This window comes from Luteolibacter sp. LG18, from assembly GCF_036322585.1.
Taxonomy (GTDB): Bacteria; Verrucomicrobiota; Verrucomicrobiia; order Verrucomicrobiales; family Akkermansiaceae; genus Luteolibacter.
This window is the reverse complement of record NZ_AP024600.1, coordinates 3128873-3143411: the sequence shown is the minus strand read 5'-3', so window position 1 is coordinate 3143411 and position 14539 is coordinate 3128873. Positions and strand designations below refer to the sequence as shown.

Here is a 14539-nt window from a genome sequence, read left to right as displayed (position 1 = left end):
GCGGATGATCAGACAGCGTCTCAGGCAAAAAGACGCTCCCTATACTCCTCAGACGCCGGTGGTCTTTCCGGTGCCGGTGCCGATCTCATCGCGGATGGCGGCGGCGAACTTGCTGAGCCAGAGGCGGGCTTCCTCGATCTGGCGGTGCTCGACGAGGACGCGGAGCTTCTTCTCGGTGCCGGAGTAGCGGATCAGGTGGCGGCCCTCGGTGCCGAATTCCTTGGTCGCCTGCTTCATGAGCTTCTTGAGCTTCGGCAGCGAATCGAGCGGCGGCTTGGAGGGCACCGGGATGTTCGCCATCTGGCTCGGATACTCCTGCATGATGGAGGCGAGCGTCGCCAGGGTGGCGTTCTTGTCACGCATCATGCGCAGCACCTGCAGGGCGCTGAGGATACCGTCGCCGGTGGTCGCATGTTCGGAGAAGATCAAATGACCCGAGTTCTCGCCGCCGAAGGTGTAGCCGCCCTTCCGCATCGCCTCGATGACGTTGCGGTCGCCCACGCCGGTGGTTTCCACCTTGATGCCGTGCTTCCGCATGGACTCGTGGAGGCCGAGGTTGCTCATGGTGGTGCAGACCAGCGTGTCGTTCTTGAGGCGACCCTGCTCCTTCATGGCGATGGCACAGAGGGCGAGGATGCGGTCGCCGCTGACGACCTGGCCGTTCGAATCGGTGAAGATCACGCGGTCGGCGTCGCCATCGAAGGAAATGCCGAGGTCGGCATTGAAGCGGCGGACGAGTTCACCGGCGTTCTCCGGGAACAAGGCGCCGCAGCCGTCGTTGATGTTGGTGCCGTCCGGGCCGATGCCGGCGGTGATGACTTCGGCGCCGAGTTCCTTGAAAATGAGCGGGGCGATGAAGTAGGCCGCGCCGTGGCCGCAATCGACGACCACCTTCAGGCCGTGGAGCGAGATGTTGTCGGCGGTGTGCTTGGCAAACTCGATGTAGCGGCCGCGGGCGTCATCGATGCGGTGGGCCTTGCCGATCTGGCGCGGCGGCACGGGGGCGGCCTCGGGCTCCTCGCCGAGGATGTGGCGCTCGATGACGTCCTCGATCTCATCGGAGATCTTGTAGCCATCCGGGCCGAAGATTTTCACGCCGTTGTCCTCGTAGGGATTGTGGGAGGCGGTGAGCATGATGCCAGCGGCGGCACCCATGGACTTGGTAAGGTGGGCCACGCCGGGGGTGGGCATCGGGCCGACCATGAAGACGTCCATGCCCATCGAGACCAGGCCGCTGGTCATCGCGGTTTCGAGCATGTAGCCGGAAATGCGGGTGTCCTTGCCGAGCAGCACGCGGTTCCGGTTCGGACCGGAGGAACGCAGCACGCGGGCGATGGCCTTTCCGAGTCGGAGGGCGACCTCGGCGGTGATGGGAAATTCATTCACGCGGCCGCGAATGCCGTCGGTTCCAAACAGTCGGTTGCTCATAATTCCAATGCAATTCTTCGGCGGGGAGCGAGGCCTTCCGCGCGGAGCAATCCGCGGATGGCTAGACCTCAGGGACGGAAATACTACCGGCCCGCGGGTGGGACCACAAAACGATTGGGGTAGAACAAATGTTCTAGATCAAGCTCCGTAACGCCACGGACGCCCGCGACATTCCCAGCGGGTAATTTTTCGTTTCCCGGGGATAAGTTCGCGAGAAAATTTTCCAGGTGGCGCGAGGCTCCTGCCTTGCGTGCGGGGAAGATTCGCGGCGGACTGAACGTGCGAGGACGTTCGCGAGTCTTCCCTCCCACAAGCAGGAATGCTTGTGCTACTGACGCCTGCGGCGGAGGAGGAGCAGCGTGGCCAGCCCGCCAAGGAGGCAGGTGCCGGGCTCCGGGACAGCGGTGAAGGTGAGCAGGCCGGAATTGCTGAGGTTCGCGAGGTAGTTCGCGGTGTTGTAGTTGATGATGCTGATCCCGCTGGAGGAGCCGGAGGCAAAGCCGCTGAGAACCTGATAGCTGGCGGTGTAGTCGGTGACCGAGTTGGTCAGGTCGAGATTGCCACCGGTCAACGAGAAGGTGCCGGTGCCGCTGCCGAGGATCTGGTCGTAGCTGGAGGCGGAGGCGAACGAGAGCGCCAGCGTGCCGCCGCTCATGGTGAAGGCCTGGTTCACGCCCAGGGTGAAGGTGCCGGTGGCGGCATCGTTCGCGGAGATCGATCCGGACTGCAAGGTGAGCGCGCCGGTGCCGAGATTCGCCACCGCGGTGGTGAGCGAGCCGCCATTGACCAACACCGGGCCGGTGCCGACGGCCGAGACGTTCGCGGCACGGAGCCCGCCCGCGGACACGGTGGTGCCGCCGGAGTAGGTGTTCGTGCCGGAAAGGGTGAGCGTGCCGGTGCCGGTCTTCACCAGGCTGCCACCGGCGGCCCCGCCGGAGCCGTTCTGCAGGTTGCCGCTGTAGGTGGTGGTGTCGCCATTGCCGCCCACGGTGAGGGCCACGGCGGCGGCGGTGGTGTTGTTGTTCGCCAGCGTGATCCCCTGCGCGCCTTTCAGCCCGCCGAAGGTGTAGGCGGTCTGGCCGGTGGTGCCGCCATTGCCGAAGGAGAGAGAGGCGCCGTAGTTGTTGTAATCGAGCGTGGTGTTCTGCAGCGCCAGCGAGTGGGTGAGGCGCACGGTGAGCGCGGCATTGTTCCCCGAGAAGGTGGTGACCCCGGTGTAGGTGTTCGCCCCGGCCAGGACGAGGTTGGCGGAGCTGGCGTTGAAATTGTCCAGGTAGACGGTGAGTCCGCCGGAGCCGGCGATGGCGCTGTTGACGGTGAGCGTGCGGGTGTTCTCGACGAAGATGTGGCCCTCGGCGGTCTTGAAATCGACGATGCCGTTTCCGCCCGCGGTGCCGGAGCCGATCGTGAAGCCGACGCTGGCGAGGATCGCGCCGCTGGACACGTTGAGCCGCGTGGCGTCCGAGCCGAAGCTGACGGTGCCTCCGGTGCCGTAGAGCGAGTTGACGGTGGTGTCCGCGGCCAGCGAGGTGTTCGCGGAGACCTTCGCGTTCTGGCCGGCGGTGCCGGTGCCGAGGCTCATACCGCTGGCCAGGGTGGCCATTTCGGTGGAGGTGTTCAGCGCGCGCAGGCCATTGGTGGCATCGTAGGTGGCCAGCACGGTGCCGACATCCGCCCACGGAACGATGCTGACGCTGGTGCCGGTGCCGCCGTTTCCGGACAGCGCGGGCGCGGTGGTGAAGACGACGTTCGCCGTGTTCGCGGTCTGGCTGGCGATCGTGCTGCCGCCGATGGCGGTGGTGCTGCGGCCGAGGTAGAGCGTGGTGCCGGCCGAGCGGCTGGCGCTGTCGAACACGAGCCGGGTGTTGGACGCCGCGTTCGCCGCCACCGAGCCGCGCAGCACGCCGGAGGAGAGCGTGAGGACGCCGAAGTTCTCGATGGTGTTTCCAGCCGACGATCCATTCACCACGAAGGCGCTGCCGTTGTTGCCGCCCAGCACGCCGCCGTTCCATGACAGGCTCTTGGTCCGCTGGACCGAGCCGGCGGCAGTCGGCGCGGCGATGGTGAACGAGACGTTGTTTCCCGTGCCGGTGCCGGTGCCGATGGTCAGGTCGGAGTTGGCGATGGTGCCGCCCGCGGCCGCGAGGGTGAGGTTGCCATTGGCCACCGAGGTCGCGCCGGTGTAGCCGTTCCCGGCGGAGAAGGTGAGCGCGCCGGTGCCGTTCTTCGTGATGCCGAAGCCGGTGCCGCCGATCGCGCCGCCCACGGTGATCGCGCTGGCGGCGTTCCAGGCCTGGCCCGCGGTCAGGGTGATGGCGGAGTTCAGGACGAGCGTTTGGTTGCCGGTGTTCGCCACGCCGCCCGCGCCGATCTGGAGGGTACCGCCGCCGATGGTGGTGGCGGTGCCGTTCACCGTCTGGGTGAGCGAGTTCGCATCCACCGTGCCGCTGACGGTCACGGTGTTCGTGCCGCCGGTCTGGAAGAACGCGTCGCTCCCGGCGATCCAAACTACTGGAGACGCCGTACCCGGTGCGGCGCTGTTCGCCCACGCGGCGGTGACGCCCGTGTCCCAGGTAGCCGTTCCGGCGGTGAGGCCGCTGGCATTGGTGGTGTCGAAGTACTGGCTCGCGGCGGACGCGGCCAGGGGGGAGAGCACCACGGTGGAGCCCAGCAGGGCCGGAAGGAAACGTTTCAGCTTCATCGGAACGAGGGAGAAATCCTGCCAACGGCGATCACCGCCGTGACCCTCATTGGACTATGGAAAACATCCGCCACCACCGAGCCTCCACGCGGTGCCACTGGTAACCGTGGCCCCGTCACCCGGCTGCCCCGGAAGACACCCTCCGCAACATCGGCTTCCACAACCATCGGCGGCATGGTCAGCCCCAACGGGGCGTCATGTGACAGCCCAGGGCATCGCCCTGGGGGCACGAGGGAGGAAAGGACCGAGTCCTGTAAGGGCGGAATGCTGGCGATGATGCCGTTTGCCCCCGTCATTCCGCCCTTACAGGGCTCGTCGCCATCCACGTCCAGTCCCCGGGGCGATGCCCCGGGCTGTCACATGACGCCCCGTTGGGGCTGGGTGGATTGCCGATTCACCCCGGCGCCTATAACGCGGACCGGAGGTGCGGGGGTGTTGGCGGATCTTCACCGCCCACGTTCTCCCGAACGTGGCCACGTGGAGAAGAGCCACCATACGACACGGGGTGCCCCCCTTGGAGAGGGGCACCCCGCGCGCCTTCACATCGAGGAAACGGGACGGAAAGGCCCCGGGTCCCTGGCTTACTTCGTGGCCTTGAGGCGGACGAAGAGTTTGCCGCCCACGGCATTGGACTTCGGCACGGAGACGACCACGTCATCGTCGGCGGAGCCGTTCTCGGTGACCGTGACGCCGCTGGAGCTGGAGGCACCGATGGCGATGTCCGTCCAGGTGGAGAGGTTGGTGCTCCACTGGGCCTTCAGGGTGGTGTCACCTTCGGAGGCGTCGCTGCGCTTGAAGGTGAGCAGGACGTTGGTGGCGTTCTCGCTGCGGACCGGAAGCGGGGCGCTGGAGGAAACCAGCGGGTTGCCGCCGAGGATGTATTCCAGCAGGTTCGGGATACCGTCGTGGTCCGGATCGTCGGACAAGCCGTTGTTCAAGACCGTGAGGCCCGCGCCGGAGGCCCAGGTATCGTAGCCCGCCACCTGGGTGAGCACGATCTGGTTGCCGCCGATACCAGCGTTGTAGGCCACGGCGTAGCCGACGGGCACGGAGGCGAAGGTGCCGGTGAGGGTGCCGGTGTATTGGGCGATGGTGTAGGACGGGGCGGTGAAGCCGCCGCCGAGCAGGGACACGCTCAAGGTGGCGCCGGTGATGTCGAAGTTGCCGTTCACCTGGAGGGCGTCGGCGCTGCCGCCGTTCACCTCGATGGCGAGGGTGCCGGTCAGGGTGGTGGCACCGGCGGTGAGGGTGCCGGCCGCGCTGGTGCCACCCGGGGCGATGGTGCCCGCGGCGGTCACCTTGCCGGCGACGGTGCCGTTGCCACCCAGCTTGCCGCCGGTGGCCACGGTGACGGCGCTGGCCGCGGCGAGGCTGCCATCCACGTCCAGTTCGCCGCCGGTCACCGAGGTGGCACCGGAGTAGGTCTGGGTGCCGGTGAGCAGGAGGGTGCCCGCACCGGTCTTGGTGAAGGTGAACTGGCCGCCGGTGTTTTCACTGGTGGTGCCGGTCACCGCCTGGGAGCTGGCGATCACGCCGCCGTAGGTGGTGGCGAAGCCATTGGTGTCGATCGTGCCGCCCTTGTAGCCGAGGTTGATGCCCTTTCCGCTGAGGTCGATGCCGGACGCGCCGAGCTGGAGCGTGCCGCCATTGAAGCTGATCGCGTTCGCAGCGGTGCTGGTGCCGAGGACGCCCGCGGCGGCGATGTTGAGCACGCCGCCGGTGAGGTAGTTGATGCCGCTGTGGGCGTTGGCGGCATTGGTGAGGGTCAGCGTGCCGCCGCCGCTCTTCGTCAGCATGGTGGAGCCACCGGCGTTGTTGACGAGCTGGGAGTCGACGGTGAGCTTGCCGTGGTCGATGAAGACGAACTCGCGGCCGCCGCCGGTGGTGAGGGTGCCGCCGGTGATGAGGGCGCCGGTGGAAACCGTGGAGGTCACGAGCACGCCGCCGGTGATGATCTGGTTCGCGCCGCTCAGGGTGAGCGTGGCGGCATCGGTAGCGAAGCGGACGGAGTTCGCGGTAGCGGCGGTGGCGGAGGCGCCCGCTCCGATCTCGCCGTTTCCGGTGAAGCCCGCGGAGTAGCCGGTGTAGGCCACGACGTTGTTGCCGCTCAGCGCGGCCCAATCGGTGGCGTTCACCGTGGCGTAGGCCACCGAGTTGGTATTGGCCTGGACCATGATGCCGCCGAGCACGCTGGCGGTGGAGGTGGTGGTGATGCCGTTGCTGGCGCTCTGGGTGCCGGAGGGCAGGATGAAGTCCAGGGTGCCGCCGCCGTTCACGCCGACGGTGGTGGTGCGGTTGATGTTGGCGAGCGTGGCCACGGTGCCGAGGCCGCCGTTGGCTTCCACGCGGAGGGTGGAGGCACCGGGATTGACGGTGGTGGCGCTGAAGGCCTGCGAGCTGTTCTGCGCGGCGGAGCCCTTGCCGAAGAGCTGGAAGGTGCCGCCGTTGAAGGTGAGGCCGGAGGAGGTCAGGAAGTTGGTGGGCGTGCCCATGCTGCTCTCGTCCACGCGGAGGACGCCGTTGTTCACGGCGACGCCGGTGTTGCCCATGCCGCCGGAGCCATTGAGCGTCCAGGTGCCGGTGCCGACCTTGGTGTAGGCCATGTTGCTGGCGGTGCCGCCGCCGAAGCTGGTGTCGGTGTTCAGCGCGCCCACCTGGAGGGTGCCGCCGGTGATCAGGGTCAGCGAGCCGGAGAGCGCGCCGACCTGGAGGCAGGGAGCCGAGCCGAGGTTCCAGCGGCGGGTGCCGGCGTTCAGGCCGATGACGGTGGTGCGGGAGAGGTTGTTGTTCGCCGCCGAAGTGTTCCCCATCTGGAAGTTGTCACCGTTGTTGCCACCAGCGTTGAAGATGATGGTGCCGTTGAAGCCGCTCATGTCCGAGCTCAGGATGAGCGAGCTGAACGAGCCGCCGTCGCCGACGAACATGGTGCCCGTGCCGGTGACCGCGCCGGTGAGGGTGAGGCTCTGGTTGTTGGGATTGAGCGTGGTCGAGGTGCCCTGGGTGAACACCAGCGGGTTGGCGATGGTGATGGCGTTGGTCTCGGCATTGAGCTGGCCGCCGCTGAAGGTGACGGTGCCGGTGCCGAAGCCGCCGGTGGCCGCTTGCACGGCGACGTTGCCATTGATGAAGGTGCCGCCGGTGTAGGTGCTGGCCTTCTGGAACACGGCGTATTGGGTGCCGCTGTTGCCGGTGACGGTCACCGAGGAAGCACCGAGGCCGTTGTCGACGATCGGGGCGTTGATGAAGATCGCGGCGTTCGCGGAGTTCAGCACCAAGTCCCTGGTGGATCCGATCACCACGCTGCCGGTGCTGCTGCTGGTGATGGTGGCCGCGCCGGTGCCGGCGTTGAGCACGCCATTGAGCGTGAGGTTGGAAGCGCCGATGTCGGTGCTGCCGGCCGCGCCGGTGTAGCGGATGGTGGAGAGCGTGGTGGTGCCCGGAAGCGAGCCACCGGCGGCGAGATCGTAGTTCACCAGGCCGGTGACATCGGTGAGCAGCGCGGCGGTGGCGGCGGCGGTGCCCGCGGAGTAGGCGGCGATGTTGCCGCCGGTGATGGTGGCGTAACGGGTGGCGGTGCCGGTGCCGACGGTGGCCCACGCGCCGAGCAGGCCGGACGAGTCCAGCGCGTTGGTCGTGGTGAAGCCGCCGGTGGTGGGCACCGAGCTGAAGGTCACCGTGCCATTGGAGGTGCGGGAGATCACGCCGAAGGCGGCGGTCAGGCTGGTGGCGCTGTTCTGGGTGGCGCTGATGGTGGAATTGCTGCCCGCCAGGGTGAGACCGGCGAAGGTCTGGCTGTTGGTGTTCGCCGACTTGCCCGCCACGTTGAGCGTGCCGAAGTTCGCGAGCGTGAGCGCCGAGCTGCTGGAGATGAGGTTGCTGGTGTTGCTGCCCGCGTTGCCCGCGAAGTCCAGCTTCAGCGTGCCGGTGTTCACGCGGGTGGCACCGGTGTAGGTGTTCACGGCGTTGAGCGTGACGCTGCCCGGACCGAAGCCCGCGAAGGTGGGATCGACGGTGAGGCCGGTGGCGATGGAGCCCGCGTTTCCGAGCACGGAGGAAACGGTGAGCACGCTGTTCGCGTTCGCCGCCTGGTTGCCGCTACCACCGAGATAGTAGGTGGCGGTGGTGCCGTTCGACCACGGCGTGAGCGTGCCGCTGTAGGTGAAGTTCCCCTGGGTGCCGAGGCTGACGGTGGGGTAGTTCGTGAAATCGAGCGCGCTGGCGTTGTTCGCGCCGAGACCGGCGATGCCGACGGAGGCGGTGGAGAGCTTGTTGAGCTCGGTCTGGGTGAAGCCGAAGTTGAAGATCGCGGCGGCACCCTCGTAGTTCACCGAGTTCACGGCGAGCGGGGCGAGCAGCACGCTGCCGGTGGCGGGGATGGAGGCGGCGGAGCCGAACTGGATCTGGCCCTGCTGGATGATGGTGCCGCCGGTGTAGGAGTTGGTGCCATTGAGCACCAGCGCGCCCATGTTGGTGAAGGAGCCGTTGCTCTGCGCGTTCTTCGTGAGCGACGAGGAGCCGCTGATGTTGCCGCCGATCGTGAGGTTGTTCGTCGAGTTGGTGATGATGCCGACGTTCAGGCCGGAGAGCGTCACCGCGCCGGTGCCGAGGTTCAGCGTGTTGCCGTTGTAGGTGACGTTGCCGTTGAGCGCGATGGTGGGATTGCCCGCGCTGGTCACGCCAGCCACCGTGGCATTGATCGCGGTGCCGCCATTGAGGGAGAGCGAGGTGGTTCCGCCGAGCGAGCCGGTGGAGCCGGTGTTGAGCGTGCCGGTCACCACGCTGACCGAACCCACGAACGAGGCGTTCGCGCCGGAAAGGGTGAGCGCGGAGGTGGTGCTGTTCTGGGTGACGCTGGCGACGTTCGCACCGAGCGCGCCGGAAATGACCGTGGTACCGGTGCTGGTGCCGCGGTTCGCGATGGAAATCGCGCTGCCGGTCGCACCGACCGGGCCGGAGATGGTGGTGCCGCCGGTGCCGTTGTTGCGGATGTTCAGCGTCTGCGCCGCGGTGGCGGTGAGGCCGCCGGAAAGGGTCAGCGTGCCGGTGCTGGTCGTGCCCGCGTCGAGCACCGTGGCACCGAAGCTCAGCGGCGGGGCGACGGTGAGGTTTCCGCCGGTATTGCGGGAAACGATGGCGGCCACGCCGGCGTTTCCGAAGGCGTTCGAGGTCAGGCCGGTGCCGTTCAGGGTGATGGTGTTCGCGGTGCCGGTGAGGGACCAGATCGCCCCGGCGGTGGTGCCGGTCTGGAGCTGGCCGAGCGTGACCGGAGTATCGAGCGCCGTGCTGGTGCTGGCCACCGTGTTGCTCTCCGCGATGTCACCGGCGGCGATCGTGTTGATCGCGGTCGACCAGGTGTCCGTGCTCCACGTGCCGGTGGTCGGCGTGAGCGTGAAGGTGATGTTCGCCGCGCGTGCCGCGGGCACCAGGCTGCAAGCCAGGGAGAAGGTGGTGAGGAGGGAGAACGCGATGCGCTTGGGTTTCATGGTGGTCGTGTGGTGGGATCGGGGGCGCTGGCACGAGGGGCGGGCTCGGATTCCAGCTCTATGCCTCGCACCATCCCCCTACCCTCCGCTTCCTCCAACCCACCCCCTAGTATCACTGGTAAACATGGAAATCCGTTTCGACGATGAACGGGCATCATGGGACGTTTGCGACGCCGGAAAGGCCAATAACTACAAGCCTTCCACGCGCTTACCACGGAAACCAAATGAGGAAACGGCAGAATACTCTCGCCGAGATCACCAGCGGGGAATTCCGTCCGCAGCACTCACCCCGCCTCCAGAGACCACGGAGCGGGACGCGCTCATCGCAACGAACGCACCCCGCCTGGAAATCCGTGCCGTCTCAGCGCGTCGCCTTCAGACGGGCGAACAGCCTGCCATTCACCGCGTGGGTCCGCGGGATCTTCACCGTGACGTATGGATCACTCACCGTCACCGTGCCATCCCCCGACGACTCGATGCCGACCGCGATGTCCGTCCACGTCGCCATGTCGGTGCTCCATTGCACCACCAGCGTCGAATCGGTCTTCGAAATCCCGTTCCGCGAGAACATGAACCACAGGTAATCGTTGTCCAACATCTGCACCGGCAGCACGTCTGAGGAAGCCGAGAGCGGATTGCCGCCCAGCACGAACTCGAGCAGGTTCGAAATGCCGTCGTGGTCCGGATCTTGGGACGGACCGTTGTTGGTGCCGTCCAACAGGTTCGAAGTCGCCCAGTCGTTGTAGGCGCTCGCCACCTGCGTGAGGATGAGCTGCTTGCCGCCCGTCCCCGCGTTGTAGGCCACCGCGTAGCCGGACGGCACACTGGCAAAGGTGCCGGTGAGCGTGCCGGTGTATTCGGCGATGACATAGGACGCGGCCGTGAAGCCGCCGCCGAGCACGCTGACATTGAGGGTGGCTCCGGTGAGATCGAGGTTGCCGTTCACCTGGAGCTTGTCGGTGGCCGCGCCATCCACCTGGACGGCCAGCGTGCCGGTCAAAGCCGCGTTGCCGGTGGTCAGCGTGCCGGTGCCGGTGTCGCCCGGGGCGATCTTGCCCGCGGCGGTGACAGCGCCGCCGACAGTACCGGTGCCGCCCAGCGTACCGGAGGCTGCCACGCTCACCGCGCTGCCCGCGGCGGTGCTTCCATCCACGAGCAAGGTGCCCGCGCTCACGGTGGTGGCACCGGTGTAGGTGTTCGCGCCGGTGAGCGCCATCGTGCCCGCGCCGGACTTCGTGAGGCCACCCGCGGCGTTCGCGAAGTCGCCGGACTGGTTGCGCAGCGCGGCGGATATGGTGAGGTCCGTGGCGCTGGAACCGGTGACATCCGCGACGCTGAACGAGGTGCTCGCGCCGAGGTGATAGCCATACTGGGTGGCAGAGGTCGCCGTCGCCACGATGCTGGAAGCAGCGGAACCGGACACGACCACCGCGCCGCGCAGGGCGAGCGACTGGTAGTTGCCGGTGTCGGTGGCGGTATTGGTCACCGTCGCGCCGTTGCTCAGATCCAGCTCGCCGACGGTGGCGTAGCGGGTGGTGCGGAGGGTGCCGCCGTTCACCGCGATGGCCGGCAGGGCGGAATCGGCCACGGTGTTGTTGCCGAAGACGTTGCTGCTGGAGAACAGCAGCGTGCCACCGGTGTTGACCGCGATCGAGCGACCGCCCGCGGAGACATTGCCGAATGGACCGGTGGTGCCGTTGTTCACCGCCGACGCCCCGCCCTGGAGGGTGCCGGAGTTCACGGTGACCGCGCCGGTGAAGGTGCTCTGGCCGGAGAGGACCATCGTGCCGGTGCCGCTCATGACGATGCCGGTGTTCGCTCCCGCGACCACGCCGCTGATGTTCACGTTCCCGCCCTTCGGCAAGCCGATAATATTCACCGCGCCGGTGCCGGTGATCGCACCGCTAAGGGCCATCACGTTCGAGTTGCCCGCGTAGGTCGCCACGGTCACGGAGTCATTGAGGGTGACCGCACCGGAGTAGGTGAAGGTCTGGCCGCCGCCGAGCGTGTCGAGGGTCTTCGTGCCGCTGCTGCCCGCGACCACCGTGATCGGGTGCGCGAGCGTCTTACCGGTGTTGCTCTGGCGCAGGGTGGCCGAAGCGGTGCCGGTGGTATCCCCCAGCGTGAGAGTGCTGGTGACCGCTCCGAAGGGCGTGGAGGCCGCGCCGCCGGTGCCGCCATAAAGGATGCCCGCCTTCACGGTGACGCCACCGGTGAAGGTGTTGTTGCCGGCGAGCTGGATGTTGCCCGCGCCGGTCTTCACCAGCGCGAGGACACCACCGGTGCCCGCGTTGTCCCGGATCACGCCCTCGTATTGGGAACTGATGCCGGCATCGCCGATCGTGAGCGTGGAGGTGGTGGAGGCCGCGCTGTTCTGGATGAAACCGTTCGCGCCGGTTGCGGCGAGGCCGTTGATCGTTTCGTTGAACCCGTTCAGGTCCAGAATCGATGCCGCGTTGCCGGTCACGATCACACTGCCCGCGCCTGATCCGTTCGGGATCACCTCGGAGGCGCCGAGCTTCACCGTCTCGGTGTCCACGGTGAAGTTGCCGGTCCAGTTGTTCGCGGTGTTGGAAAGGGTGATGTTGCCGCCGGTCGCGCCCGCGCCGGTGATGGTCAGGTTGTAGCCGCCGGTGATCTGGCCGGAGATGGCGTTACCTGTGGAGTTGCGCAGGGCGATGTTGGTGTCGCCGATCAGCGTGATCTTCCCGGAGACGGAGTTGCCCTGGAAGCGGAGGGCCGAGTTGGTGTCAGCGGTGTTGGTGCCGTTGCCCGCGAGGTTGAAGTCGTTGGTGTAGGTGCCGGTGCCCGTAAGGTAGGCCTGCGCGCCATTCCGCACCGTGATGGCTCCGGAGCTGAAACCGGCCGGGGTGCCCGCGAGGCGGCCGCCGTTCAACACGATGCCGCCGGTAAAGGTGTTGGTGCCGTTGAGCGTGAGCACCGTGTTGATCGCCGGAGTGGCGTAGGTGCCGACCCGCAGCGACACCGCGCCGGTGCCGTTGTCCGCGATCTTCGAGTTGATAGTAAGGTTGCCCGCGGTGCTGTGGTTGATGAGGTGGAGGACGCCCGCGGTGTTGTCCGCGCCACCGGCGGTGAGAGTGCCGTTGTTCGCCACGTTGCCGATCGTGAGGGTACCGCTGCCACTGCCGAGCAGCAGGCCGCCATCCGCGCCGAGGCGCAGCACGCCGGTGCTGCCGGTGCCCGCCGTGCCGACCGTCACCGTCTTCGCGCCGGTGGAGGCGGTGGAGGAACTCAGCGTGTTGATGTCGGTGGTCGCCGCGTTCGCCGTGGAGAGCCCGATCGCGCCGGTCGCCTGGGTCTGGACGTTGCTGGTGGCGAGGCTGCCGATGGTGGCGGCGTTCCCGAGCACCACGTAGCCGGTGTAGGCCACCAGATTGTTCGCGCCATCGTTGGCGGCGTAATCCGCGCCATTGATCGAGGCCCAGCCGCCGAGGATGCCGGAGGCGGCATTGGCGGTGGTGGTGGTGATGGCGTTGACGCCGGACGAGAAGGCTCCCGCGAGCGAGAAGTTCACCACGCCCGCGTTATGCGTGATCGCGCCGAGGTTGAGCAGCACGGTGCCGCCCGCGGTCTGGGTGGTGCTGATGCTCTGCTGGCCGCCGTTGATCGTCGTGCCGCTGAAGGTCTGGCTGTTCGCCAGCGCGCTGCCACTGGTGACATTGAGCGTCGGGTTCGCGGTGGTGGAGGACGTGCTGCCGTTGAGGGCGGAGCTGAGGCCATCGAGCACCAGCGCGCCGCCGAGGATGTTCGAAGCCGGAGCACCCGCTTGGCTGAAGTCGAGTTTCAGGATGCCCTGGTTGACGGTGGTGGTGCCGGTGTAGCTGCTGGCGGCCCCGAGCGTGAGCGTGTTCGCCCCGGTCTTCACCAGGCCGCCGCTGCCCGCGAGGATGCCGTTGTAAACGATCGCGTTGTTCGCATCGATCGTGCCGCCGGAGGCTCCGAGCGCGATCCCGCGGTTCGCGTTGAGCGTGATGCTGGCGGTGGAACGCAACGCGCCGCCATTGAGCGTGATGCTGGCGGGAGTGGCCGCGCCCGGCACCGTGCCGAGACCGGTGTCCGCTCCGATCGAAAGCGTGCCGCCATTCACCGCGACCGCGCCGGTGTAGGTGTTCACCGCGGAAAGCACCAGCAGGCCGCTGCCGGTCTTCGTGAGGCCGGATCCGGCCACCGTTTCGGACACGATGCCGGAGAGCGTCAGCGTGCTGAACTGCGAGGACACGTCCACCGTGCGGGTGGCATTGAGGGCCAGCGGCGCGGAGATGATCTGCGGAATCAGGCGGTGGCCATTCGCGATGTCCCCGCCGAGCGTGATTTGGTTGCCCTGCACGCGGTTGCCCTGCCAGCGGGAGTCGAACGAAATGCCGTTGAACACCGTGCCCGCGGCCAAGTCGTTGGTCGCACCCACCACCACCGCTCCGGTGTACAGCGCGCCGCTGCTGGCGAGGTAGCTGCCGTTTCCGCTGAACACCAGCGCGTCCCCGGCCACCGGGACGACGTCGCCGCTCCAGTTCGCCGCCACCGAGAACCACACCCCGCCTTCACCGTCCCACGTCACCGTGGCGGCAGAAGCCACGCCACCCGCCTCCATGCCGATAACTGCACACCAGCACAGGAATCCAAGATTGGATTTCATCAGAAATTTTGTAAGTTTCGAGGGTTTCATGGGTCAACAAATGGGGGAATCCGGTTCCAATCGGGGTTTATTCTTCGATTTCTAACACAAACCAAAAACAACCCAGAATCACTCAAATGGCTATTTTTGATCGAACGTGATCCACCTGTAGCCATCCCATGTCCTTAATCGCTAGCGACTCCCCAGTTACAGTGGTAACCATTCATGGTTCCTCGTTATCAAACCGCCGGAACCTGAGTAGAGTGCCCCTCGTTTCGATTTCCCGCCCCATTA

General features: G+C 66.9%; 4 protein-coding genes. All 4 read right to left on the bottom strand.

Going from position 1 to position 14539, the window contains the following annotated elements; translation table 11 throughout:
* Window positions 1-48: 48 nt before the first annotated feature.
* Entirely contained in the window at window positions 49-1386 is a 1338-nt protein-coding gene (gene glmM / locus llg_RS12890; protein WP_338285078.1) for a phosphoglucosamine mutase, read from the bottom strand.
* A 370-nt stretch (window positions 1387-1756) separates the two neighbouring features.
* Entirely contained in the window at window positions 1757-4129 is a 2373-nt protein-coding gene (locus tag llg_RS12885) for an autotransporter-associated beta strand repeat-containing protein (protein ID WP_338285077.1), read from the bottom strand.
* Between the two features lie 581 nt (window positions 4130-4710).
* Window positions 4711-9612: an autotransporter-associated beta strand repeat-containing protein gene (locus llg_RS12880; protein ID WP_338285076.1), complete on the bottom strand. Its 4902-nt coding sequence runs from the start codon at window positions 9610-9612 to the stop codon at window positions 4711-4713.
* Between the two features lie 361 nt (window positions 9613-9973).
* Entirely contained in the window at window positions 9974-14266 is a 4293-nt protein-coding gene (locus tag llg_RS12875) for an autotransporter-associated beta strand repeat-containing protein (RefSeq protein WP_338285075.1), read from the bottom strand.
* Between the last annotated feature and the right edge of the window lie 273 nt (window positions 14267-14539).

What these genes read in the sequence shown, in the direction of transcription:
- llg_RS12885 (WP_338285077.1), bottom strand. Translation starts at nt 4,129, where the DNA reads ATGAAGCTGAAACGTTTCCTTCCGGCCCTGCTGGGCTCCACCGTGGTG.
- llg_RS12880 (WP_338285076.1), bottom strand. Translation starts at nt 9,612, where the DNA reads ATGAAACCCAAGCGCATCGCGTTCTCCCTCCTCACCACCTTCTCCCTG.
- llg_RS12875 (WP_338285075.1), bottom strand. Translation starts at nt 14,266, where the DNA reads ATGAAATCCAATCTTGGATTCCTGTGCTGGTGTGCAGTTATCGGCATG.